The 24,007-nt window shown below is 57.3% G+C and carries 19 protein-coding genes; 4 read left to right on the forward strand and 15 right to left on the reverse strand.

What is annotated here, in order from left to right:
- The first annotated feature begins 44 nt into the window (after positions 1–44).
- Positions 45–524 carry a type 3 dihydrofolate reductase gene (gene folA / locus AB1287_RS01505; protein ID WP_312626087.1) on the forward strand — a complete coding sequence of 160 codons (480 nt, stop codon included), beginning with the start codon at positions 45–47 and terminating at the stop codon, positions 522–524.
- A 114-nt stretch (positions 525–638) separates the two neighbouring features.
- On the opposite strand, the gene apaH is transcribed toward folA, so the two are convergent.
- From apaH to lptD, 6 genes are read right to left on the reverse strand one after another with little or no spacing between them, the layout of a single operon-like run.
- Positions 639–1,487: a bis(5'-nucleosyl)-tetraphosphatase (symmetrical) ApaH gene (gene apaH, locus AB1287_RS01510; RefSeq protein ID WP_312626089.1), complete on the reverse strand. Its 849-nt coding sequence runs from the start codon at positions 1,485–1,487 to the stop codon at positions 639–641.
- A 4-nt stretch (positions 1,488–1,491) separates the two neighbouring features.
- The gene (gene apaG / locus AB1287_RS01515) at positions 1,492–1,869 is read right to left on the reverse strand and encodes a Co2+/Mg2+ efflux protein ApaG (protein ID WP_312626090.1); all 378 of its coding nucleotides are present in this window, start codon (positions 1,867–1,869) and stop codon (positions 1,492–1,494) included.
- Between the two features lie 3 nt (positions 1,870–1,872).
- On the reverse strand, positions 1,873–2,694 hold the full coding sequence (rsmA, locus tag AB1287_RS01520; protein WP_435616731.1) for a 16S rRNA (adenine(1518)-N(6)/adenine(1519)-N(6))-dimethyltransferase RsmA: 822 nt from the start codon (positions 2,692–2,694) through the stop codon (positions 1,873–1,875).
- Positions 2,691–3,680, reverse strand: coding sequence for a 4-hydroxythreonine-4-phosphate dehydrogenase PdxA (pdxA, locus tag AB1287_RS01525; RefSeq protein ID WP_435616732.1), 990 nt, complete (start codon positions 3,678–3,680; stop codon positions 2,691–2,693). The genes rsmA and pdxA overlap by 4 nt, the downstream gene beginning before the upstream one ends.
- Positions 3,680–4,966, reverse strand: coding sequence for a peptidylprolyl isomerase SurA (gene surA / locus AB1287_RS01530; protein ID WP_435616733.1), 1,287 nt, complete (start codon positions 4,964–4,966; stop codon positions 3,680–3,682). The genes pdxA and surA overlap by 1 nt, the downstream gene beginning before the upstream one ends.
- Before the next feature lie 54 nt (positions 4,967–5,020).
- Positions 5,021–7,372: an LPS assembly protein LptD gene (lptD, locus tag AB1287_RS01535; protein WP_312626272.1), complete on the reverse strand. Its 2,352-nt coding sequence runs from the start codon at positions 7,370–7,372 to the stop codon at positions 5,021–5,023.
- Between the two features lie 261 nt (positions 7,373–7,633).
- Between lptD and djlA the strand changes: the two genes are divergently transcribed.
- Positions 7,634–8,452: a co-chaperone DjlA gene (djlA, locus tag AB1287_RS01540; protein WP_312626097.1), complete on the forward strand. Its 819-nt coding sequence runs from the start codon at positions 7,634–7,636 to the stop codon at positions 8,450–8,452.
- A gap of 97 nt (positions 8,453–8,549) precedes the next feature.
- On the opposite strand, the gene rluA is transcribed toward djlA, so the two are convergent.
- The 6 genes from rluA to araB form a co-directional block, all read right to left on the reverse strand.
- The gene (gene rluA / locus AB1287_RS01545) at positions 8,550–9,209 is read right to left on the reverse strand and encodes a bifunctional tRNA pseudouridine(32) synthase/23S rRNA pseudouridine(746) synthase RluA (protein ID WP_435616734.1); all 660 of its coding nucleotides are present in this window, start codon (positions 9,207–9,209) and stop codon (positions 8,550–8,552) included.
- A 10-nt stretch (positions 9,210–9,219) separates the two neighbouring features.
- Positions 9,220–12,126, reverse strand: a complete 2,907-nt coding sequence (gene rapA / locus AB1287_RS01550; RefSeq protein WP_312626101.1) for an RNA polymerase-associated protein RapA — start codon at positions 12,124–12,126, stop codon at positions 9,220–9,222.
- A 130-nt stretch (positions 12,127–12,256) separates the two neighbouring features.
- The gene (gene polB, locus AB1287_RS01555) at positions 12,257–14,614 is read right to left on the reverse strand and encodes a DNA polymerase II (RefSeq protein WP_435616735.1); all 2,358 of its coding nucleotides are present in this window, start codon (positions 14,612–14,614) and stop codon (positions 12,257–12,259) included.
- Positions 14,615–14,689: 75 nt separating this feature from the next.
- Complete coding sequence (gene araD / locus AB1287_RS01560) at positions 14,690–15,385, reverse strand: L-ribulose-5-phosphate 4-epimerase (RefSeq protein ID WP_435616736.1); 696 nt, start codon at positions 15,383–15,385, stop codon at positions 14,690–14,692.
- An 83-nt stretch (positions 15,386–15,468) separates the two neighbouring features.
- Complete coding sequence (gene araA, locus AB1287_RS01565) at positions 15,469–16,971, reverse strand: L-arabinose isomerase (protein ID WP_435616737.1); 1,503 nt, start codon at positions 16,969–16,971, stop codon at positions 15,469–15,471.
- A 10-nt stretch (positions 16,972–16,981) separates the two neighbouring features.
- Positions 16,982–18,679 carry a ribulokinase gene (gene araB, locus AB1287_RS01570; protein ID WP_435616738.1) on the reverse strand — a complete coding sequence of 566 codons (1,698 nt, stop codon included), beginning with the start codon at positions 18,677–18,679 and terminating at the stop codon, positions 16,982–16,984.
- Between the two features lie 215 nt (positions 18,680–18,894).
- Here araB and araC point away from each other — a divergent pair, with 215 nt between their 5' ends.
- Positions 18,895–19,746: an arabinose operon transcriptional regulator AraC gene (araC, locus tag AB1287_RS01575; RefSeq protein ID WP_435616739.1), complete on the forward strand. Its 852-nt coding sequence runs from the start codon at positions 18,895–18,897 to the stop codon at positions 19,744–19,746.
- Between the two features lie 122 nt (positions 19,747–19,868).
- Positions 19,869–20,636, forward strand: a complete 768-nt coding sequence (locus AB1287_RS01580) for a DedA family protein (protein WP_312626111.1) — start codon at positions 19,869–19,871, stop codon at positions 20,634–20,636.
- Between the two features lie 102 nt (positions 20,637–20,738).
- On the opposite strand, the gene thiQ is transcribed toward AB1287_RS01580, so the two are convergent.
- From thiQ to thiB, 3 genes are read right to left on the reverse strand one after another with little or no spacing between them, the layout of a single operon-like run.
- Complete coding sequence (gene thiQ / locus AB1287_RS01585) at positions 20,739–21,437, reverse strand: thiamine ABC transporter ATP-binding protein ThiQ (RefSeq protein WP_312626113.1); 699 nt, start codon at positions 21,435–21,437, stop codon at positions 20,739–20,741.
- The gene (thiP, locus tag AB1287_RS01590) at positions 21,421–23,031 is read right to left on the reverse strand and encodes a thiamine/thiamine pyrophosphate ABC transporter permease ThiP (RefSeq protein WP_435616740.1); all 1,611 of its coding nucleotides are present in this window, start codon (positions 23,029–23,031) and stop codon (positions 21,421–21,423) included. Before thiP ends, thiQ begins: the two co-directional genes overlap by 17 nt.
- Positions 23,007–23,990 (reverse strand): thiamine ABC transporter substrate binding subunit, encoded by a 984-nt coding sequence (gene thiB / locus AB1287_RS01595; protein ID WP_312626117.1) that lies wholly within the window; start codon positions 23,988–23,990, stop codon positions 23,007–23,009. The genes thiP and thiB overlap by 25 nt, the downstream gene beginning before the upstream one ends.
- Positions 23,991–24,007: the final 17 nt, after the last annotated feature.

Genomic DNA, 24,007 nt, shown 5'->3' on the forward strand with positions numbered 1-24,007 from the left:
CTTTCCGTATAGTGGCGGCAATTTTTGCATCCGGGAAATTTTCAATGATCAGTCTGATTGCGGCGTTAGCGGTGGATCGCGTTATCGGCATGGAAAACGCCATGCCCTGGGACATTCCTGCCGATCTCGCCTGGTTCAAGCGTACAACGTTAAACAAACCCGTGGTGATGGGGCGTCTGACCTGGGAATCCATTGGTCGCCCGCTGCCAGGCCGTAAAAACATCGTGATCAGCAGTCAGGCAGGTACGGACGATCGCGTGACGTGGGTCAAATCGGTGGATGAAGCCATCGCGGCCTGCGGCGATGCCGAAGAGATCATGGTGATCGGCGGTGGTCGCGTGTACGAACAGTTCCTGCCGAAAGCGCAGCGACTGTATCTGACGCACATTGATGCGGAAGTGGAAGGGGATACTCACTTCCCGGATTACGATCCGGACGACTGGGAATCCACGTTCAGCGAGTTTCACGATGCAGACGAGCAGAATTCACATAGCTACTGCTTTGAGATTTTAGACAGGCGTTAAGGTGTCTTCCCCGGTGGTGCGATGCTTACCGGGGCTACTTTTTTGTAGGCCTGATTTGTAGGCCAGGTAAGGCATCAGCCGCCACCTGGCAATCAGCGCCATCAGGCAAGTCGATTAAGAAGCAACAGCCTCGTCTTCACCTAAATCCAGATGGCGATTAGACGGCTGCACAAAATATTGCTTATCTTCCCAACGCAGGCACGTCAGTTCTCCACCCCAGCAGCAGCCCGTATCCAGCGCGTAAACCCCTTCCGGCGTACCCTTACCTTCAAGCGATGCCCAGTGGCCGAAAATCACGCTGTACTCGTCTGTGACCGGACCCGGAATGGCGAACCACGGCTTCAGCGGTGCAGGCGCGTTTTCCGGCGACTCTTTGGTGTACATGTCGAGCTGACCGTTCGGGAAGCAGTAGCGCATGCGCGTGAAAGCGTTGGTGATGAAGCGCAGACGCGCCAGGCCGGAGAGCTCTGGCGACCAGTGGTTGGGTAAATCACCGTACATGGCATCGAGGAAGAAAGGATAAGAGTCACTGCACAGCACCGCTTCAACATCGCGGGCGCACAGCTCTGCGGTTTCCAGATCCCACTGGGGCGTGATCCCGGCATGGGCCATTACCAGCTTTTTCTCTTTATCTACCTGCAGCAGCGGCTGGCGGCGCAGCCAGTTCAGCAGCTCGTCGGCATCCGGTGCTTCCAGCAGCGGGGTTAATCTGTCTTTCGGCTTATTACGGCTTATCCCGGCGAATACCGCCAGCAGATGCAGGTCATGATTGCCGAGTACCAGGCGCACGCTCTCGCCGAGCGACTTCACATAACGCAGAACGTCAAGCGATGCCGGGCCGCGTGCAACGAGATCGCCCGTCAGCCAGAGTTCGTCCTGACCGGGCTGAAAGTTCACCTGCTTTAATAACGCGATCAGTTCATCGTAGCAGCCGTGAACGTCGCCAATAAGGTATGTGCTCATTGTATCAATGGATGAGGGCTGGCACGGCCAGACGGAAAACGGGAATATCGATGCTGAAAGGGTTGCCCTCTGCGTCGATCATTTCATAGTGACCCTGCATGGTGCCGAGTGGCGTTTCCAGTACGGCACCGCTGGTGTACTGATATTCGTTGCCAGGCGCGATGTGCGGTTGCACGCCCACGACGCCTTCTCCCTGCACTTCGGTTTCCCGGCCGTGGCCATTGGTAATCAACCAGTAGCGGCCAAGCAGCTGCACCGATCCTCGCCCCAGGTTGCGGATCGTGACCGTATAGGCAAACACATAGCGCTCATCTTCCGGTGAGGACTGCGCCTCAATGTAAACGCTCTGGACCTGGACACAAACGCGGGGCGAATTGATCATGGTTTAGCTCTCCTTTGGGGGCGCATTGTCTGACAGCCAGTTCGCCATGCGGCAGTACTGGGCGACAGAGATGTTTTCTGCACGCATCGCCGGGTCAACGCCAAGCTCGGTCAGTACCTCTACGGAGAAGATATTGCCGAGGCTGTTACGAATGGTTTTACGACGCTGGTTGAACGCTTCGGTGGTGATTCGGCTTAACACCCGAATCTCTTTCACCGGATGCTGCAGCGTGGCGTGTGGCACCAGACGCACCACGGCAGAATCCACTTTCGGCGGTGGCGTAAAAGCGGTTGGCGGTACTTCCAGCACGGGTATGATGTTGCAGTAGTACTGTGCCATCACGCTTAATCGACCATACGCCTTACTGTTTGGCCCTGCAACCAGACGGTTAACCACCTCTTTTTGCAGCATGAAGTGCATGTCGGCGATGGCATCAGTATAGCTAAACAGGTGGAACATCAGCGGGGTAGAGATGTTGTACGGCAGGTTGCCGAATACGCGCAGCGGCTGACCCATCTCCTTCGACAGATCGCCGAAGTTCATGGTCATCGCATCCTGCTGAAAAATAGTGAGCTTTGGCCCGAGGAACGGGTGCGTTTGCAGACGAGCAGCCAGATCGCGGTCAAGCTCGATAACGGTCAGTTTGTCCAGGCGCTCGCCAACCGGTTCGGTCAGCGCAGCAAGGCCGGGGCCGATTTCAACCATCGCCTGACCCTTCTGTGGGTTGATGGCCGAAACAATGCTGTCGATCACAAACTGATCGTTGAGGAAGTTTTGCCCGAAGCGTTTACGGGCTAAGTGGCCCTGATGGACTCGATTATTCATTGAGAGTTAACAATCATTTTGATGGCGAGATTAAGCGCCGTAATAAAACTGCCGACGTTCGCTTTCCCCTGGCCCGCCAGTTCAAGCGCGGTGCCATGGTCAACGGACGTACGGATAAAAGGTAAGCCGAGCGTAATATTCACTGCGCGGCCGAAACCCTGGTATTTTAGCACGGGCAGGCCCTGATCGTGGTACATCGCAAGCACCGCGTCGGCATGGTCGAGATATTTAGGCTGGAAAAGGGTGTCAGCAGGCAGCGGCCCGCTCAGATTCATGCCTCTGGCGCGCATTTCATCTAGCACCGGAATAATCGTGTCGATCTCTTCCATGCCCATGTGGCCGCCTTCACCCGCGTGAGGGTTCAGCCCGCAGACCAGAATGTGTGGCGCTTTAATGCCAAACTTGGTTTGCAGATCGTCGTGGAGAATGTCGATTACCTCACGCAACAGATCGGCCGTGATGGCCTCGCTGATGGCTTTCAGCGGCAGGTGAGTGGTCGCCAGCGCAACGCGAAGCTCCTCGGTCGCCAGCATCATCACCACTTTTTGCGTGCCTGAACGCTCTTCAAAGAATTCGGTATGCCCGATAAACGGGATCCCGGCATCGTTGATAATACTTTTCTGCACAGGGCCAGTGATGAGCGCCGCAAACTCGCCGTTCGTCGCACCGTCGCAGGCGCGAGCCAGCGTTTCCACGACGTAAGCACCGTTTTTCACATTCAGCGTACCGGGCGTCACGGAGGCATGGAGCGGGACGGAAAGCAGGGTGAGCGTACCGGCTTTTTGCGGCACAGGTGCGCAGTGGGCACGATAGGGCAGGAGCGTTAAAGGCAAACCGAGCATTGCTGCCCGGTCTGTCAAAAGCGTTTCATCGGCACACACCACCAGCTCAACGGGCCAGTCAAGCTGGGCCAGCTGTACCACGAGGTCGGGGCCAATCCCGGCGGGTTCGCCGGGAGTGATAACCACACGTTGGTGTTGCGTCATTAGTTGCTCAGAATTTTAACGTAAGCGCTGGCGCGTTGTTCCTGCATCCAGGTGGCCGCTTCTTCGGCAAACTTACGGTTCATCAGCATGCGGTAAGCGCGATCTTTCTGCGCTGCGTCGGTACGGTCCACGTTGCGGGTATCCAGTAGCTGAATGAGATGCCAGCCGAAGTAGGAGTGAACCGGGGCGCTCATTTCGCCTTTGCTGAGTTTCATCAGCGCATCACGGAAGGCCGGATCGTACATGTCTGGCGTGCCCCAGCCTAAGTCACCGCCCTGGTTGGCAGAACCCGGATCCTGTGAGAGCTCTTTCGCGGCTTTATCAAAGGTGGTTTTGCCGCTCTTGATGTCTGCAGCAACCTGCTCAAGCTTCGCACGAGCCTGATCGTCCGTCATGATAGGTGACGGCTTCAGCAGGATGTGGCGAGAGTGCACTTCGGTCACGGAAATGCTCTGGCTCTGGCCGCGCAGATCGTTCACCTTGATGATGTGGAAGCCGACGCCGGAGCGGATTGGGCCAATCACGTCTCCTTTCTTCGCGGTGCTTAACGCCTGAGCGAAGATCGATGGCAGTTCCTGAATGCGACCCCAGCCCATCTGGCCGCCTTTCAGCGCCTGCTGGTCTGCGGAATAAGTGATGGCGAGCTTGCCGAAGTCAGCGCCGCCTTTGGCCTGTTCAACAATAGAACGTGCCTGGCTTTCTGCTTCGTTCACCTGATCGGACGTTGGATTTTCCGGCAGCGGGATCAGGATATGGCTCAGGTTCAGTTCAGTGCTGGCGTCGTTCTGGTTGCCAATCTGGGAAGCCAGAGCGTCCACTTCCTGCGGCAGAACGGTGATACGACGGCGAACTTCATTGTTACGCACCTCAGAGATAATCATCTCTTTACGGATCTGGGCGCGGTAGGTGTTGTAGTTCATACCGTCATAGGCCAGACGGCTGCGCATCTGATCCATGGTCATGTTGTTCTGTTTTGCGATGTTGGCAATAGCCTGGTCGAGCTGGTCGTCAGAGATTTTGACGCCCATTTTTTGCCCCATCTGCAGGACAATCTGATCCATGATCAGACGTTCCAGGATCTGGTGACGGAGCGTAGCATCGTCCGGCAGCTGCTGTCCGGCCTGACCGGCACCGCCTTTCACAGACTGCATCATATTGTCGACGTCGCTTTCCAGTACGACGCCGTTATTTACGACGGCTGCTACCTTATCGACAACCTGTGGGGCAGCGAAACTGGTATTCGCAACCATGGCGATACCGAGAAGCAGCGTTTTCCAGTTCTTCATACTCTTTCCATTTCAATTAACCGCAAAGGCGGATTACGTTTCTAAATTGTGGCGTTACAAAGAGCTTTGATACGGCATGATTGGCGTACGCAACATCTGCTGAGTGCCCAGGCCATAGTTCGAACTCAGGCCGCGCAGTTCAATATTGAAGCCAATGACGTTGTCGTATTTCCCTTGCACGTTCTGGTTATCCCAACCGTTGAGCTTGCGCTCATAGCCGAGGCGGATGGCGTAGCAGCAGGAGTTATACTGCACGGCCAACATCTGATCCGCTGGCTTGTTGACGTTGGTGTCGTAGTAATACGCACCCACCACTGACCATCTGTCGACGATTGGCCAGCTTGCCGTCGTCCCAATCTGAGAAATCCCGTCTTTATACTGAGCCGCAGTGGAGTAACTCGACGGCAATGTCGCCTTAATATACTCCGGGCTTGCATAGCGGTAGTTCAGCTGAACCAGACGGTTTTCATCACGGCGGTATTCAATCGTACCGTTACCGGTAGCGACGTTATCCAGACGAGTATCGTACTGAATACCGCCGCGCAGGCCCCACCGATCGGTCATGCGCCAGTAGGTATCACCTGCCCATACCAGCGAGCCTTTTTGATCGCTTGAAGACCAGTCATCACTTTCATCACCCGTACGGGACGGCGTGAAGTAGTAGATTTGACCCACGGATGCGTTAAAACGTTCAACGGCATTTTGATCATAAACGCGGGTTGTCACGCCAGTCGTTACCTGGTTTGCTGAGGCAATACGATCGAGGCCGCTGTAAGAGCGGTCGCGGAACAGACCGCTGTAGTCCGACTGCAGCAGCGTGGAGTCGTACTGCATAATATTGCTTTGATCTTTGTACGGTACATAGAGGTACTGGGCTCGTGGTTCCAGGGTCTGGATATAGCCCTGAGACCAGTCCATATCGCGTTCAAAGACCATCTTGCCGTCAACTTTGAACTGCGGCAGCACGCGGTTGACGTTCTCTTTCAGGTCTGTCCGATATCGGGTGTTATACCAGTCGACATCGTCCTGCTGATAGTGCGTGGCCAGAAGCTTGGCCTCGGTATCGATGCTTCCCCAGTCGTTAGACAGCGGCAGGTCGATGGTGGGCTCGAGGTGGACACGCGTGGCTTCCGGCATGTTGTCGTTGGTGTTTTTAAAATGCACCGCCTGGCCATAAATACGGGTGTCAAATGGACCGACATCGTTCTGATAGAAGTTAACGTCCAGCTGCGGTTGCGCCGCATAGGAGTTGCTGTTCTGCGTATCGAAGACCTGGAACTGCTTGCTCGAAACCGTGGCGTTAAAGTTCTCTACGGCGTAACCCACGCTGAATTTCTGCGTCGCATAGCCATCGGTGCTGGAGCCGTATTTGGAGTCGAAGTCATTGAAGTAATGCGGATCGCTGACTTTGGTGTAGTCGGCATTGAATCGCCAGACCTGGTCCATTACGCCCGAGTGTTTCCAGTAGAAGAGCCAGCGACGGCTGTTATCTTCAGAGGGATAGTCGTCTTCGTAGACCTTGTCTTTATTCAGATAATCAAACTCAAACAGGCCTGCGCCCGCCTGGGTCAGATAACGGAATTCGTTTTCCCACATGACGCCGCCGCGTTTGTCCATATAGTGCGGAGTAATCGTGGCATCGAAGTTTGGCGCAATGTTCCAGTAGTACGGCAGATAGAACTCAAAGCCGTTGTTGCTGCTGTACCTGGCATTCGGGATCAGGAAGCCTGAACGACGCTTGTCACCGACCGGCAGCTGCAGGTAAGGGCTGTAGAACACCGGCACCGGGCCAATTTTAAAGCGGGCGTTCCAGATTTCAGCAACCTGCTCTTCGCGGTCATGGATAACTTCGCTACCCACTACGCTCCAGGTATTTGAACCCGGCAGACAAGAGGTGAAAGTGCCGTTATCCAGAATGGTATAGCGATTTTCGCCACGCTGTTTCATCACGTCGGCGGTACCGCGGCCCTGACGCCCTACCATCTGGTAATCGCCCTGCCAGACGTTAGTGTCTTTGGTATTCAGGTTTGACCAGGCTTTAGGACCTTTCAGGATCACCTGGTTGTCGTCATAGTGTACATTACCCAGAGCATCGACAGTTCGCACAGGATCGGCCTGACCCGGTGCCTGTTTCTGATGCAGCTGCACCTCATCCGCCTGCAGTCGGCTGTTTGCCTGATTAATATCGACATTGCCGGTAAATACGGCATCATCAGGGTAATTCCCTTTGGCGTGATCGGCGTTGATGGTGACAGGCAGGCTATTAGTATCCCCCTGAACCAGCGGACGGTTATAGCTTGGTACCCCTAGCATACACTGTGATGCGAGGTCGGCGGCGGCGCTCTGCTGACTGTACAGGGCGCTGGCGATCAGGGTAGCCAGAAGGGTGGGAATACGTTTTTTCATACGTTGTATTTGTTGTTCCGTCATCTGTGGCTTCGCGGCTTGCAAACGGTCAGAGACTAACGTACTCATCGTTAACGCGCCAGTGTTAATCCTGCCGCTTCGAGCCAGTGGCGTTAGGCACTGTGTAGAATGGCGAGTATGATAAAGCAAATTATAGGTTATGTCCTGCACTGACCATCAGGTGAGTGCTGTGAAAATCGCCTTTTATCAAGGCGCAAGCCATTACCTGCGACATGATGATAATGACTATCCGGGGAGTCTATGCAGTATTGGGGTAAAGTGATTGGTGTGGCCGTGGCGCTCATGATGGGCGGTGGATTCTGGGGCGCGGTGCTTGGCCTGCTGATTGGCCACATGTTTGACAAGGCGCGAAGCCGAAGACTCAACTTTTTTGCGGGTCAGCAGGAGCGTCAGTCGCTGTTTTTTGCCACCACCTTTGAGGTGATGGGACACCTGACTAAATCCAAAGGGCGCGTGACCGAGGCGGACATTCAGGTCGCCAGCGTTTTAATGGACAGAATGAATCTGCATGGTGCTTCCCGCACTGCAGCGCAGCAGGCGTTTCGCGTTGGTAAGGCAGATAACTACCCGCTGCGCGAGAAAATGCGCCAGTTCCGCGGCGTCTGCTTTGGCCGCTTTGATTTGATTCGGATGTTTCTGGAAATTCAGATTCAGGCCGCGTTTGCCGATGGCTCTCTGCACCCGAACGAGCGCGAAGTGCTGTTCGTTATTGCCGACGAGCTGGGCATCTCCCGCGCGCAGTTCGATCAGTTTTTACGCATGATGCAGGGCGGTGCGCAGTTTGGTGGCGGCTATCAGCAGCAGTCACGTTCAGGCGGTGGCTGGCAGCAGTCACAGCGAGGCCCGACCCTGGAAGATGCCTGCAACGTACTGGGCGTAAAGCCCACTGACGATGCCACAACCATCAAACGTGCGTACCGCAAGCTGATGAGCGAACATCACCCGGATAAGCTGGTTGCGAAAGGCTTGCCGCCAGAAATGATGGAAATGGCGAAGCAGAAAGCGCAGGAGATCCAGCGTGCGTACGAGCTGGTGAAAGATCAGAAAGGTTTTAAATAAAGTGCTATGAATTGCCGGATGCGGCTGGCGCCTTATCCGGCCCTCGGGGAAGCGTTTTCGTAGGCCGGTAAGGCATCAGCCGCCACCGGGCAAAAAATCAGAAATCCGCCGGTGCCTTAAACGTCATGCTGTTGCCAAACTGCGGGTGAGTAATGGTTAACATCTCCGCGTGAAGCAGCAGGCGCGGCGCCATCGCCAGGGCTTCCGGCGTGGCATAGAAACGGTCGCCCAGAATCGGATGCCCCAGCGCCTGCATGTGCACGCGCAGCTGATGGGAGCGCCCGGTGACAGGTTTCAGCTGTATGCGAGCCGTATTGTCATCGGCGTATTCCAGCACTGCATATTCCGTTTGCGCGGACTTTCCCGTTTCGAAACACACTTTTTGCTTCGGGCGATTCGGCCAGTCGCAAATCAGCGGAAGATCGACTAAACCTTCCGCCTTCTCCGGATGACCCCAGACGCGTGCCAGATACTGCTTTTTCGGTTCACGCTCGCGGAACTGGCGCTTCAGCTCCCGCTCCGCCGCTTTGGTGAGAGCCACCACAATCACGCCGCTGGTCGCCATGTCGAGACGATGCACGGATTCGGCCTGCGGAAAATCACGCTGTACGCGCGTCATCACGCTGTCTTTGTGCTCGGCAAGGCGGCCCGGCACGGACAACAGGCCGCTCGGCTTGTTGACCACCATAATGTGCTCATCCTGATACAGCACCACCAGCCAGGGATCCTGCGGCGGATTGTAGGACTCCAGAACCATAACCTTTTCCTTATTGATGCGTCACGACGATCAGTCGCAGCGCATCCAGACGCCATCCGGCCTGCGCCAGGGCTTCCATCACCTGCTGACGGTTGCTTTCAATGGCTTCCAGTTCGTCATCGCGAATGTTCGGGTTGACCGCCTTCAGCGCCTCAAGACGCGACAGCTCCGCCGTCAGTTTCTCGTCTGCTTCCTGGCGTGCGGCAGCGATCAGGGCTTTCGCCGCTTTTTCGACCTGCGCTTCGCCCTGTTGCAGAATGGCGTGCACGTCCTGCTGGACCGCGTTCACCAGCTTGCTGCCGGTATGACGATTCACCGCGCTCAGCTGGCGGTTGAAGGTTTCAAACTCCACCTGCGCCGCGAGATTGTTGCCGTTCTTATCGACCAGCATACGCACCGGCGTTGGCGGCAGGAAGCGGTTGAGCTGAAGCTGTTTCGGTGCCTGGGCTTCCACAACGTAGATCAGCTCCAGCAGCAGCGTGCCGACCGGCAACGCTTTGTTTTTCAGCAGGGAAATCGTACTGCTGCCGGTGTCACCGGAGAGGATCAGATCCAGACCGTTGCGGATCAGCGGATGCTCCCAGGTCAGGAACTGTGCATCTTCACGGGACAGCGCCACGTCACGTTCAAAGGTGACGGTACAGCCATCTTCCGGCAGGCCCGGGAAGTCCGGCACCAGCATATGATCCGACGGCGTCAGGACGATCAGGTTTTCGCCGCGATCGTCCTGATTAATGCCGATGATATCGAACAGGTTCATCGAGAAGCTGATAAGCCCGGTATCGTCGTCCTGCTCTTCAATGCTCTCGGCAAGCCGCTGCGCTTTTTCACCGCCGTTGGAGTTGATCTCCAGCAGGCGATCGCGGCCCTGTTCGAGCTGTGCCTTGAGCGCATCGTGCTGCTCGCGGCAGGTTTTGATCAGATCGTCGAAGCCGTCAGTGTTTTCCGGCGCGGCCAGATACTCAATCAGCTGGGTGTAAACGCTGTCATAAATGGTGCGACCCGTCGGGCAGGTGTGCTCGAAGGCGTCCAGACCCTCATGGAACCAGCGTACCAGCACCGACTGGGCGGTTTTTTCCAGATACGGCACGTGAACCTGGATGTCGTGCGCCTGGCCTATACGGTCCAGACGACCAATTCGCTGCTCGAGCAGGTCCGGGTTGAACGGCAGATCGAACATCACCAGGTTGCTGGCGAACTGGAAGTTACGGCCTTCGGAACCGATTTCAGAGCAGAGCAGCACCTGTGCGCCGGTATCTTCTTCGGCAAACCAGGCTGCGGCGCGATCGCGCTCCACAATCGACATGCCTTCATGGAACACGGCGGCACGGATGCCTTCGCGCTCGCGCAGTACCTGCTCCAGCTGAAGCGCCGTGGCGGCTTTGGCGCAGATCACCAGCACCTTCTGGGAACGGTGTGCGGTCAGGTAGCCCATCAGCCACTCAACGCGCGGATCGAAGTTCCACCAGGTGCCGGTATCGCCTTCAAATTCCTGATAAATCTGCTCCGGGTACAGCATGTCACGGGCGCGTTCTTCCGAGGATTTACGCGCCCCCATAATGCCGGAGACTTTAATCGCCGTCTGGTACTGAGTCGGTAGCGGCAGCTTGATGGTGTGCAGCTCGCGTTTCGGGAAGCCTTTTACGCCATGACGGGTGTTACGGAACAGCACGCGGCTGGTACCGTGGCGGTCCATCAGCATCGCAATCAGCTCCTGACGCGCGTTTTCGGCATCATCGCTGGTGCTGTTGGCCGCCTGCAATAACGGCTCAATGTCCTGCTCGCCAATGAGCTCGCTCAGGGCGTTCATCTGCTCATTATTCAGTTTTTCACCGCTGAGCAGCAGAGAAACGGCATCCGCGACCGGGCGATAGTTCTGTTGTTCCTCCACAAACTGCTCAAAATCGTGGAAGCGGTTTGGATCGAGCAGACGCAGGCGGGCAAAGTGGCTTTCGAGGCCCAGCTGTTCCGGCGTTGCGGTCAGCAGCAGTACGCCCGGCACGCGCTCGGCCAGCTGTTCAATGGCCTGGTATTCACGGCTTGGTGCATCTTCACTCCATACCAGGTGGTGCGCTTCGTCGACCACCATGATGTCCCACTCGGCATCGCACAGATGCTCCAGGCGCTGCTTGCTGCGGCGCACGAAGTCCAGCGAGCAAATCACCAGCTGTTCGGTTTCAAACGGGTTGTCGGCGTCGTGCTGCGCTTCGGCATAGCGCTCATCGTCAAACAGCGCAAAGCGCAGGTTGAAGCGGCGCAGCATTTCCACCAGCCACTGGTGCTGCAGGGTTTCCGGAACGATAACCAGCACGCGCTCGGCGGCGCCAGAGAGCAGCTGCTGATGCAGGATCATCCCGGCTTCGATGGTTTTACCGAGGCCGACTTCATCGGCCAGCAGTACGCGCGGCGCATGACGACGGCCCACGTCGTGAGCGATATGCAGCTGGTGTGGGATCAGGCTGGTGCGCTGGCCGCGCAGGCCGCTCCACGGCATGCGGTACTCTTCGCTCTGGTATTTGCGGGCGCGGTAGCGCAGGGCAAAGCGATCCATGCGGTCAATTTGACCGGCAAACAGGCGGTCCTGCGGCTTGCTGAAAATCAGCTTGCTGTCGAGGAAGATCTCACGCAGCACCACGCCTTCTTCTTCGGTGTCCAGACGCAGGCCGGTATAGGCCAGCAGGCCATTCTCTTCATTTACTTCGTCAACGCGCAGCTGCCAGCCGTCATGGCTGGTGATGGTATCGCCCGGATTGAACATCACGCGAGTGATAGGGGAGTCATTGCGGGCATACAGTCGGTTTTCGCCCGTTGCCGGGTAGAGAAGAGTCACCATGCGCGCATCCAGCGCGACGACTGTCCCTAATCCCAGTTCGCTTTCTGTATCGCTGATCCAGCGTTGACCAAGTGTAAAAGGCATATATTCTGAGCTCTATTCTTCAATTGCAGGCAATAATCGTCCTCCGCGGAGAAAACCACGGAGAGGCAAAATTGGGGTCCAGGAATGGAAAGGGCGCTATGGTACTGGAAGCCAGGGTGTTAGTCACCTGTCAAAATAGCCCCAGTTGTCCTGTCAGTAGTGTAGCAAAATCGTCGTGGACGAAGGGTAAAATTCCGTCGGCGACCGGTTCGAGCTGCTTCGTCAGATAGTGCTCATAGTCCAGCGGAGACTGCCTGTAAGCCAGCGGTTCCGGGCCGCTGGTGGTCCAGACGTACTTAATGCTGCCACGAGACTGGTACTGCAACGGCCGTCCCAGCTTCGCATTCTGTTCATCGGCAAGCCGGGCGGCGCGCACGTGCGGCGGTACGTTGCGCTGGTACTCCGCCAGCGGGCGCCTGAGCTGTTTGCGGTAGACCAGTTTGTCGTCCAGCTCACCCGCCATCAGCTTCGCGATCGTCTCGCGAATAAAATCCTGGTACGGCTCGTTGCGGAAAATGCGGCGGTACAGCTCTTGCTGGAATGCCTGCGCCAGCGGCGTCCAGTCGGTGCGCACCGTCTCCAGCCCTTTGAACACCATCCGCTGCTCGTCGCCGCTTTGAATCATGCCCGCGTAGCGCTTTTTGCTGCCCGTTTCGGTGCCGCGGATGGTGGGCATCAGGAAGCGGCAGAAATGGGTTTCGAACTCCAGCTCCATTGCGCTGGTAAGCCCCTGTTTTTGCAGCTCTTCAGTCCACCATTCGTTGACGAATGTCACCAGCTGACGACCAATCTTTGCCGCTTCTTCCTCGCTGTGCGCGCGTTTCAGCCAGACGAAAGTAGAATCGGTATCGCCATAGATCACGTCGTAGCCCTGCGATTCCACCAGCGCTTTAGTCTGGCGCATGATCGCGTGGCCGCGCATGGTGATCGACGAGGCAAGGCGGGGATCGAAAAAACGGCAGGCGCTGGTGCCGAGCACGCCGTAAAAGGCATTCATGATGATCTTGAGTGCCTGTGACAGCGGCTTGTTGTTATGCAGCTTGGCTTCATCTCGCCCATGCCAGATCTGCCCGACAATATCCGGCAGGCAGTGTTTGTCCCGTGAAAACCACGCTCCCAGGAAACCTTCGGTGCTGTGTGTCGCATCTGGTTGCGCCATGCCTTCCACCAGGCCGACAGGGTCTATCAGAAAAGTGCGGATGATGGACGGATACAGGCTTTTGTAATCCAGCACCAGCACCGAGTCGTAGAGACCGGGCTGCGAGTCCATGACGTAGCCGCCGGGGCTTGCCTGCGGCGGTACTTCACCCAGGTTGGGCGCGACATAGCCAAGGCGATGCATCCGCGGGAAGTAGAGGTGCCCGAAAGCGGCTACCGAGCCACCGTGGCGGTCCACCGGCAATCCGTTTACCGTGGCGCGTTCCAGCAGGAACGGCATGATTTCCGTTTTGTGGAAAATGCGCGTGACCAGCTCACAGTCCTTCAGATTGTATTTGGCTAATGCGGGCTTATCTTCGGCGAAACGGCGGTCAATTTCGTCCATTCTGTCCCAGGGATTGTCGATGGATTTTCCTTCACCGAGCAGCTCCTGCGAGACGGTTTCCAGAGAAAATGACGGGAAGTTCCAGAAGGCGGATTTCAGCGCTTCAATACCGTCGATAATCAACCGACCGGTGGCCTGGGCAAAAAACACGCCGTTTTTGAAGCCATGTTCGCGCCAGTCGATTTCCGTATTGTCACGCCCGAGCATCAGTGGAATTCGATACCGTTCGGCATGTTTTTGCAGGACTTTCAGGTCAAACTGCACCACGTTCCAGCCGATGATGATGTCAGGGTCGTGTTCGGCAAACCAGACGTTGAGCTTTTCCAGCAGCTGCGGGCGGCTGGCGACGTACTCGAGCTGAAAATCAATATGTGACGCATCGCCATTTTCCGGTCCGAGCATATAGACAATTTTCTGCCCACAGCCTTCAAGGCCAATGCAGTACAGCTCGCCGTTGCGGGTGGTTTCGATATCCAGCGACACCCACTTCAGCGGCGGGCGATAGTGTGGGCTGGGTTTCATGCGCACATTGACCAGCGTATTGCCCTGCGCTTCACCTTCCACCCATACGGGAGCGGTGATGAAGCGTTCCATGAGATAGCGCTCCGGCGGGCGGATATCCGCTTCATAGACGGTGATGCCCTCGGTACGCAGCAGCTTTTCAAGCCGCATCAGCTGACGATGCGAACGGCAATAGAGGCCGAACACCGGCTGACGGTGAAAATCCTTCAGGGCTAAGGGGGCGAGGCGTGCGTCATTTTCCCCACGCAGCAGGCGCTCGACCTGCGGGCACTGCGATTCCGGGATAAACGCCACAGACTCCTGCGGCGGGAGCGTGACCTGTAACGGGCCGTTGTCGGTTGCCAGCCAGAAGGTGACTTCAGTGCCCTGCGGAGTGTCCCGCCAGTGACGGGTTAACAAAAAACCTTCTCGCGCCTGTGCCACAAGCTCTACTCAAAAAGAAAACCAGGCCTGAGTATAGCCTGGTTTGCCCTGAATTGCTGTGGTTTTATACAGGTGTCATTGCCCGTAATAGGCCTTCGCACCGTGCTTGCGCAGGTAGTGTTTGTCCAGCAGCGTTGTTTGCATGTCCGGCAGCTGTGGGGAAAGCTGGCGACAAAAAATGCCCATGTAGGCAACTTCTTCCAGCACGATGGCGTTATGCACGGCGTCTTCGGCCGTTTTCCCCCAGGCAAACGGGCCGTGGGAATGCACCAGAACGCCGGGCATTTGTGCCGCATCAATACTCTGTTTTTCAAACGTTTCGACAATCACGTTTCCGGTTTCCCATTCATACTGACCGTTGATCTCGGCGTCCGTCATTTTGCGCGTGCAGGGAATACTGCCGTAGAAATAGTCCGCGTGGGTGGTGCCCGTCGCCGGAATGGGCTGGCCTGCCTGCGCCCATATTGTCGCGTGGCGTGAGTGGGTGTGGACGATGCCTCCGATGGTCGGAAACGCCTGATAAAGCAGACGATGCGTGGGCGTATCGGAGGAGGGTTTTTTGCGGCCTTCCACCACTTCGCCCGTAGCGAGGCTGACCACCACCATATCTTCTGCTGTCATCACGTCATACTCCACGCCGGACGGTTTAATCACGAACAGGCCTTTCTCGCGGTCAACGGCGCTGACGTTACCCCAGGTCAGGGTCACCAGGTGGTGTTTGGGTAACTGGAGATTGGCTTCCAGCACCTGACGTTTGAGATCTTCTAACATTATTGTCCCCCTGCCGGATGGCGCTTCGCTTATCCGGCCTACAAAACCGCAGGCCCGGCAAGCGGAACGTCGCCGGGCAATGCTTAACGTTTTGACCCGTAATAGACTTCGTTCCAGCGCAGCGCATCCTTAAAGGCTGGCAGGCGGGTGTCGTTGTCGATGACGGTCAGCTCGATATCGTGCAGCTCGGCAAACTGACGCAGGTCGTCCAGGGTCAGCGCATGGCTGAAGACGGTATGGTGCGCACCGCCCGCGACAATCCAGGCTTCCGAAGCCACTTCAAGATTCGGATGCGCTTTCCACAACGCATTCGCTACCGGCAGCTTCGGCAGGCTGTGCGGTGTTTTTACGGTCTCAATGGTGTTCACCAGCAGGCGGAACCGATCCCCGAGATCGACCAGGCTTGCCACCAGCGCCGGTCCGGGTTGGGTGTCGAAGATCAGACGGGCCGGATCGGCTTTGCCACCGATGCCGAGATACTGCACGTCAAGGATCGGTTTTTCGGCGGTGGCGATGGTTGGGCAGATCTCCAGCATGTGCGAGCCCAGCACCAGATCGTTGCCGCTGTCGAAGTGATAGGTGTAATCCTCCATAAAGGAGGTGCCCCCCGCGAGGCCGGTCGACATCACCTTCATGATCCGCAGCAGCGCCGCCGTTTTCCAGTCGCCTTCGCCCGCAAAGCCGTAGCCCTGCTGCATCAGGCGCTGTACCGCCAGGCCCGGCAGCTGCTTCAGACCGTGCAAATCTTCAAAGGTGGTGGTGAAGGCGTGGAAACCGCCCTGTTCAAGAAAGCGCTTCATGCCCAGCTCAATGCGTGCTGCATCCAGCACGTTCTGGCGCTTATCGCCGTGAACCTGCGCGGCGGCAGTCAGGCGGTAGGTGCTTTCATATTCGTCGACCAGCGCGCTGACGTCGCCATCGCTGACTTCGTTCACCACCTGCACCAAATCCCCCACGGCCCAGGTATTCACGGAGAAGCCGAATTTAATCTGCGCGGCAACCTTATCGCCGTCGGTCACCGCCACTTCGCGCATGTTGTCACCAAAGCGCACCACTTTCAGGTGGCGGGTATCCTGTTTCGATATCGCCTGGCGCATCCACGAGCCGATGCGTTCGTGGGCGCGTTTGTCCTGCCAGTGGCCCGTCACCACGCTGTGCTGCTGACGCATACGTGCGCCGATGAAGCCGAATTCGCGGCCGCCGTGTGCGGTCTGGTTCAGGTTCATAAAGTCCATGTCGATGCTGTCCCACGGTAGCGCGGCGTTGAACTGGGTATGGAACTGCAGCAGCGGTTTATTGAGGATGGTCAGGCCATTAATCCACATTTTTGCGGGCGAGAAGGTGTGCAGCCAGACCACAAGACCTGCGCATTTGTCGTCGTAGTTCGCATCGCGACAGATGGCGGTGATTTCATCGGGACGGGTGCCGAGTGGTTTCAGCACCAGCTTACAGGGCAGTTTCGCCTCGGCGTTCAGCGCGTTCACCACGTGTTCGGCATGCTGCGTCACCTGGCGCAGGGTTTCCGGGCCGTACAGATGCTGACTGCCAATCACAAACCAGACTTCATAATTGCTAAAAATCGTCATTGTCATTTCCTTAGTGCGTCAGTGCTGCCGACGGTCTTTCCGTGCAGGTGGCAGAAGGGAGATAGTGGTGTTCGGCGCTCTTCGCCCATTGCTGGTAGCGCTGATAAAGCTGTTCGAAGCGTTGAGCCTGAGTCGGGCGCGGCTCAAGCGTGTGTTCGATGTGGCTTGCCATCTTTTGCTGCGCGGCCGGAATGTTGGCGTGAACGCCCGCGGCCACGGCAGCGAATATTGCCGCGCCCAGCGCGCAGCACTGATCGGAGGCCACAATCTGTAGCGGGCGATTGAGCACGTCGCAGCAGGCCTGCATAATCGCCACGTTTTTACGGGCAATGCCGCCGAGCGCCATCACGTTGTTCACCGGAATGCCCTGTGAGGTGAAGCACTCCATAATGGCGCGCGCGCCAAAAGCGGTGGCCGCCACCAGCCCGCCGAACAGCGCAGGGGCATCGGTGGCGAGATTCAGATCGGTAATCACGCCCTTCAGACGCTGGTTGGCATTCGGCGTTCGGCGGCCGTTAAACCAGTCGAGTACCACCGGAAGATGTTCCAGCGATGGCTTTTGCGCCCACGCGGCGGTCAAGGCCGGAAGAAGCTGTTTTTGACTGGCTTTAATCTGCTCCTTCAGCTCCGGATGCTGAGCGGCCAGCTGCTCCAGCGGCCAGTCGAGGATGCGGCCAAACCAGGCATAGATGTCGCCAAAGGCAGATTGTCCCGCCTCCATACCGATAAAGCCCGGCGTGACGCTGCCGTCGACCTGGCCGCAAATTCCCTGCACGGCGCGCTCTCCGACGCTGGTTTTATCGGCAATCAGAATGTCGCAGGTGGAGGTGCCGATAACTTTCACCAGCGTATTTGGCTGCGCGCCCGCACCGACCGCGCCCATATGGCAGTCGAATGCGCCACCGGAAATCACCACGCTTTGCGTGAGATCCAGGCGCTGCGCCCACTCGGCGCTAAGCGTGCCAACCGGAATATCGGCGGTGTACGTTTCGGTAAATAACGGGCAGGGCAGATGCTGACTGAGAAGAGGATCGAGTTCGTCGAAGAAGCTGGCAGGCGGCAGGCCACCCCAGCTTTCATGCCACAGTGATTTGTGCCCGGCGCTGCAGCGTCCGCGACGAATATCCTGCGGGCGCGTAGTGCCGGAAAGCAGAGCGGGCACCCAGTCACATAATTCAATCCAGGAGACGGCGGCCTGTGCAACATGGCTGTCTGCGCGGGTGACGTGCAGGATTTTGGCCCAGAACCATTCGCTGGAGTAAATACCGCCGATGTAGCGGGAGTAGTCGGTTTTTCCGGGCTGGTGGCACAGGCGCGTGATGGCTTCGGCTTCTTCAACGGCGGTGTGATCTTTCCACAGTACGAACATAGCGTTGGGATTGTCGGCAAACTCCGGGCGTAAAGCCAGGACATTGCCTTCGTTATCAATCGGTGCCGGAGTGGAGCCGGTACTGTCGACGCCGATGCCTACGACGTCTGCCCGGCGTTCGCCAAGATCGCTCAGCACCCCTTTAAGCGCTGATTCCATGGATTCAATATAATCCCTTGGATGATGACGAAACCGATTGTTCGGCGCGTCGCAGTAGCGCCCTTCCTGCCAGCGTGGGTACCACTCCACGCGGGTGGCGATTTCCTTTCCTGTGTCGCACTCCACCGCCAGCGCTCGCACTGAATCACTGCCAAAGTCGAGGCCAATTGCTATTGCCATCGTGCTGCTCCATGAAGAGGGTCGGGTATGGAGAAACAGTAGTTTTTAGCGGAAAAAAGCGTCAGGCGTGAACCGCTAATCTTATGGACAATAATGCTGTGCCAGCGCAAAGTGTGACGGCGTGCAAATATTATAACAGGCTATTTATCGCTTTTTCGCTTCGCTGGCAATATGGACAAATGCTTTCCTTATAATCCTGCTGAGCGAGCGATGTTATGCCTGAACTTCAGAACGATCCGCTGTTACCCGGCTACTCTTTTAACGCCCATCTGGTGGCGGGGTTGACGCCGATTGAAGCCGACGGCTATCTCGACTTTTTTATTGACCGCCCGCTCGGCATGAAGGGCTATATCCTTAACCTGACGGTGCGTGGGGAAGGGGTGATTAACAATCAGGGGCACCAGTTTGTCTGTCGTCCGGGGGATATCGTGCTGTTTCCACCGGGGGAGATTCACCACTATGGTCGTCACCCGCAGGCGAGCGAGTGGTATCACCAGTGGGTTTACTTCCGGCCACGGGCTTACTGGCACGAGTGGCTGAGCTGGCCGACGCTTTTTGCACAGACCGGTTTTTACCGCCCGGACGAAGCGCATCAGTCGCGGTTTGCGGAGCTTTTCGGGCAGATTATCGATGCCGGGCAGGGTGTGGGCCGCTATTCTGAACTGCTGGCCATCAATCTGCTGGAGCAGCTTTTGCTGCGGCGCATGGAGGCGATTAACGAATCGCTGCTCCCGCCGATGGATAACCGGGTGCGCGATGCCTGTCAGTACATCAGCGACCACCTGGCGGACAGCCAGTTTGATATTGCCAGCGTCGCTCAGCACGTTTGCCTGTCGCCGTCGCGGCTCTCGCACCTGTTCCGCCAGCAGCTCGGCGTCAGCGTTCTGAGCTGGCGTGAAGATCAGCGAATCAGCCAGGCGAAGCTGCTGCTAAGCACCACGAGAATGCCGATTGCCAGCGTCGGGCGGAATGTAGGCTTCGAAGATCAGCTCTACTTCTCCCGCGTTTTCAAAAAATGCACCGGCGCCAGCCCCAGCGAGTTCCGGGCAGGTGTAACCCATGAGTGAAAAAAGTGAACCCCTGCGCGTGATGGCGGGTCATAACCTGTAAACTATTCAGACAATTGTCGGCTTGACGAAGCAGCAGCACCTCCGCAGAATCGCTGCTTCGCTCTCCAACCGGGACCCCTATGCAAGCGTTGCTGGAACATTTCATTACCCAATCGGTCGTCTATTCACTGATTGCTGTCGCACTGGTGGCCTTTCTGGAATCGCTGGCGCTGGTGGGGTTAATTCTGCCAGGCACCATCATGATGTCCGCGCTCGGCGCGCTTATTGGCAGTGGGGAAGTGAACTTCTGGCAGGCGTGGCTTGCGGGCATCATTGGCTGCCTGCTGGGGGACTGGATCTCCTTCTGGATCGGCTGGCGCTTTAAAAAGCCGCTGCACCGCTGGTCGTTCATGCAAAAGAACAAAGCGCTGCTGGATAAAACCGAACACGCGCTGCATCAGCACAGCATGATTACCGTACTGATTGGCCGCTTTGTTGGCCCGACGAGACCTCTGGTGCCGATGGTTGCCGGGATGCTCGATTTACCAGTATCCAAATTTATCGTGCCAAATATCATTGGCTGCCTGCTCTGGCCGCCGGTCTATTTCCTGCCGGGCATTCTGGCCGGGGCCGCGATCGACATTCCTGCTGATGCGCAAAGTGGCAGCTTCAAATGGCTCCTTTTGCTGGCGGCGGTACTGGTATGGCTTACTGCCTGGTTCGGCTGGCGGCTGTGGCGCAGCGGCAAATCGGGCGCGGACCGGCTGACGAGATACCTGCCGCGCGCTCGCCTGCTCTGGCTGATGCCCGTGATGAGCATCGGTACGGTGGTCTCACTGTATGTGCTGTTCAGACATCCGCTGATGCCGGTTTATCTGGGTATTTTAGGTAAGGTTGTAAGCCGCTAGTTTTTCTCTCTTTGGGCAAGAGACTGCCCGGCGGCACTGAGTTTGCCGGGCCGACAAACTTCTCCTGTAGGCCGTATAAGCGCAGCGCCGCCCGGCTATGTTTTAAGCCTGAATCCCCAACAGATGCGAAGCGCTCGCTTTGCCGCTCAGCAGCTCATCGGTTGCGCCATCCCAGGCGATACGTCCATCGGCAATCACCAGCGAACGCGGCGCAATACGGGCCGCATCTTCTACGCTGTGAGAGACCATCAGTAAGGTGAGCTGCTGGCGACGACAAACGTCACTGACCAGCTCGAGCATCTCCTGGCGCAGCGCGGGATCGAGGGCCGAAAAGGGTTCATCGAGCAGCAGCACTGGCTGTTCCCGCACCAGGCAGCGTGCAAGCGCCGCGCGCTGACGCTGGCCTCCTGATAACTCCCCTGGCAGCCTTTCCAGCAGCGGCTCAATGCCCATCTGGCTGGCGATCACGCTCAGCTTATGCTGCTGGGCGGCGTTCAGCTTCAGCCCTGGATGCATCCCCAGCCCGATGTTCTGGCGGATCGTCAGGTGGCTGAAAAGGTTGTTCTCCTGAAACAGCATCGACACCGGGCGTTTGGCGGGTGGCGTCAGGGTATGCGGCTGGTTCTCGATAAAAAGCGTACCGCTGGCAGGCGTTAGGAACCCCGCAATCAGGTTCAGCAGCGTGCTTTTCCCTGCGCCGCTTGGACCAAGCACGGCAATCTGCTCTCCCTGCTTAACGGAGAGGGTAAAACGCATCGGCAGATGCTCGTACAGCCAGGTAACATCATTCAGTTTTAGCATCGCGGCCCGGAAGTTTTTCAATCACGGTAAATAACAGGAAACAGAGTAGCAGCAGAATAAAGGCGGTGACCGCGCCGTCCTGGCTGCGGTAGGCGCCAATCTGCTGATAAAGATAAAACGGCAGCGTACGGAAATCTTCATTACCAAACAGCGCAACCACGCCAAAATCGCCAATCGATAAAACGCAGGCAAACGCCAGCGCCTGGGCCAACGGGCGCTTAAGCGCGCGCATTTCAACTACGCGAAAACGGGTGAAGCCCTGCATTCCAAGCGATTGACAAAGCTGGCTGTAGCGTGAAGTGGCGTCGCGCATCGGGTTTTCCAGCACTTTAAGCGCATAAGGAATCGCCATCAGCGCGTTGGTGAAGATAACGATTCCGTCGGCGGAGGTGGGCAGCCCGACGCTGCTGCTGAGCAATAAAAAGAAGCCGGTCGCCAGCACGATACCCGGCATGGCGAGGATCAGCATGCCGCTTAGCTCCAGCCCCTGTCCGGCAAGGTGCTGGTTTCTGGCGCGAAGTTCGCGGCTACTCCACAGCAGCATCAGCGTTAGCACGACGGAGAGAAAACCGGCGGCTACGGCAATGCGTAGCGAAGTCCAGATAGCCTGCCACAGCTCGGGCTGCGTCAGAACGTGGGGAAGATTACGATTCAGGCCATCCACGATCACCGCCAGAAGCGGCGGCAGGAGTAACAGCAAAGCGAGGATAATCAGCAGCGAATCGATAATTCGGCTGTGCAAGCGGTCGTCCGGATCGCGCCAGCCCGTGTGCTGCGTATTGCCGGGAGCAATAGCGCGGCTCAAACGCTGGCTGATTAACATCAAACCAAGGCAGCAAATCATCTGGACAATCGCCAGCATCGCCGCCCGGCCTGGATCATAGTCAAAGTTAAGTGCCTGATAGATAGCCAGTTCGATGGTCGTCGCCTGTGGTCCACCGCCGAGCGACAGCACGGTGGCAAAGCTGGCAAAGCACAGCATGAAAATCAGCGCCGCGATGGCCGGAATTTGCCGACGCATCCACGGCCACTCGACAAAGCGGAAAAAGGTAAAGCCACGCATGCCTAACTGAGCCGCCAGCTGGCGCTGCTCGCCGGGAATTTGCTCCAGCGCCTGCAGCAGCAGGCGCGTTGCCATCGGCATGTTGAAGAAGACGTGCGCCAGCAGAATGCCCTGTAAGCCATAGGGCGAGAACGACCAGTGCCAGCCCAGCAGCGCGAAAAGCTGCGCGAGCAAGCCCTGGCGTCCATACACGCTCAGGATGCCGAAGACCGCGACAAGGACCGGCAGGATCAACGTCATGGCACACAGGCGCAGCAAGGTTTGACGTCCGGGAAAGCGGCGGCGGTACAGTGAACGGGAAAGGAAGATAGCGGGAAAAACCGACAGCAGGGCGGAGAGAAATGCCTGCCAGAAGGAGAATCTCACTACGTGCCACAGGTAGCTGTCGTGCAGGAACTCACCCCAGCTTCCCGCCGGGGCGTTTAACCATAAGGCCAGAAAGGCGGCCAGCGCCACGGTCACCATCAATGTGGCAACCGTGATACCCGGCAGCAGCCAGCCGGGAATTACTGGCTGACGGCGCGTTGCCATGCAGCAATCCAGCCCTGACGTTCGGTTGCGACCTGGTTCGGAGTATATTCCAGCGTGGTTGTCGGTTTCACCAGCGAGCTAAACGCCTCCGGCAGCTCAACCTGCGTCACCGGGTACATCCAGTTGCCGGTCGGGATCGCTTTCTGGAACCCCGGGCTGACCATAAACTTCAGGAACTGTTCGGCAAGCGCAGGCTGCTTGCTGGCTGCCGTACGCGCAGCCACTTCGACCTGAAGGTAGTGCCCTTCAGCGAAATCAGCGGCCGCATAGTTCTCTTTTTTCTCTTCGATAATGTGGTAGGCCGGAGAGGTGGTGTAGCTCAGCACCAGGTCGCTTTCCCCTTTCAGGAACAGGCCGTAGGCTTCGCTCCAGCCTTTGGTGACGGTGACGGTTTTCGCCGCCAGCTTCTGCCAGGCTTCCGGGGCTTTGTCGCCGTACACTTTCTGCATCCACAGCAGCAGGCCAAGGCCCGGCGTGCTGGTGCGCGGATCTTCATAAATCACGCGCCATTTATTCGGGCTTTCCACCAGATCCTTAAGGCTCTTTGGCGGGTTCTTCAGCTTGTTCTTGTCATACACAAAGGCGAAATAGCCGTAATCAAACGGTACAAAGGTGTCATTCTTCCAGCCGCCGGGCACGGTCAGCCCATCCGTCTGCACGCCGCTTTTGGCGAACAGGTTTGTCTGCGTTGCCGCCTCCAGCAGATTGTTATCCAGCCCGAGCACCACGTCGGCTTTGCTGTTTTTGCCTTCCATGCGCAGACGGTTCAGCAGTGAAACACCATCCTCCAGCGCGACGTATTTCAGCTCACAGTTACAGTCTGCTTCGAAGGCTTTTTTGACTGCCGGGCCCGGGCCCCAGTCGGCGGAGAACGAGTCGTAGGTATAAACGGTGAGAACAGGTTTGGCGAAAACAGGCACGCTAACCAGCGCCAGTAACGGCAGGAGTTTTTTCAGCACTTTGCACCTCAAAAATT

The organism is Scandinavium sp. UTDF21-P1B, from assembly GCF_040750395.1.
GTDB lineage: Bacteria > Pseudomonadota > Gammaproteobacteria > Enterobacterales > Enterobacteriaceae > Scandinavium.

Excerpts from the sequence above, each read along its gene's own strand:
- pdxA (WP_435616732.1), bottom strand. The coding sequence starts at position 3,680 with ATGACGCAACACCAACGTGTGGTTATCACTCCCGGCGAACCCGCCGGG.
- araA (WP_435616737.1), bottom strand. The coding sequence starts at position 16,971 with ATGACGATTTTTAGCAATTATGAAGTCTGGTTTGTGATTGGCAGTCAG.
- AB1287_RS01580 (WP_312626111.1), top strand. The coding sequence starts at position 19,869 with ATGCAAGCGTTGCTGGAACATTTCATTACCCAATCGGTCGTCTATTCA.
- lptD (WP_312626272.1), bottom strand. The coding sequence starts at position 7,372 with ATGAAAAAACGTATTCCCACCCTTCTGGCTACCCTGATCGCCAGCGCC.
- rsmA (WP_435616731.1), bottom strand. The coding sequence starts at position 2,694 with ATGAATAATCGAGTCCATCAGGGCCACTTAGCCCGTAAACGCTTCGGG.
- djlA (WP_312626097.1), top strand. The coding sequence starts at position 7,634 with ATGCAGTATTGGGGTAAAGTGATTGGTGTGGCCGTGGCGCTCATGATG.
- araC (WP_435616739.1), top strand. The coding sequence starts at position 18,895 with ATGCCTGAACTTCAGAACGATCCGCTGTTACCCGGCTACTCTTTTAAC.
- apaH (WP_312626089.1), bottom strand. The coding sequence starts at position 1,487 with ATGAGCACATACCTTATTGGCGACGTTCACGGCTGCTACGATGAACTG.
- rapA (WP_312626101.1), bottom strand. The coding sequence starts at position 12,126 with ATGCCTTTTACACTTGGTCAACGCTGGATCAGCGATACAGAAAGCGAA.
- thiQ (WP_312626113.1), bottom strand. The coding sequence starts at position 21,437 with ATGCTAAAACTGAATGATGTTACCTGGCTGTACGAGCATCTGCCGATG.
- araD (WP_435616736.1), bottom strand. The coding sequence starts at position 15,385 with ATGTTAGAAGATCTCAAACGTCAGGTGCTGGAAGCCAATCTCCAGTTA.
- surA (WP_435616733.1), bottom strand. The coding sequence starts at position 4,966 with ATGAAGAACTGGAAAACGCTGCTTCTCGGTATCGCCATGGTTGCGAAT.
- thiP (WP_435616740.1), bottom strand. The coding sequence starts at position 23,031 with ATGGCAACGCGCCGTCAGCCAGTAATTCCCGGCTGGCTGCTGCCGGGT.
- apaG (WP_312626090.1), bottom strand. The coding sequence starts at position 1,869 with ATGATCAATTCGCCCCGCGTTTGTGTCCAGGTCCAGAGCGTTTACATT.
- rluA (WP_435616734.1), bottom strand. The coding sequence starts at position 9,209 with ATGGTTCTGGAGTCCTACAATCCGCCGCAGGATCCCTGGCTGGTGGTG.
- folA (WP_312626087.1), top strand. The coding sequence starts at position 45 with ATGATCAGTCTGATTGCGGCGTTAGCGGTGGATCGCGTTATCGGCATG.
- araB (WP_435616738.1), bottom strand. The coding sequence starts at position 18,679 with ATGGCAATAGCAATTGGCCTCGACTTTGGCAGTGATTCAGTGCGAGCG.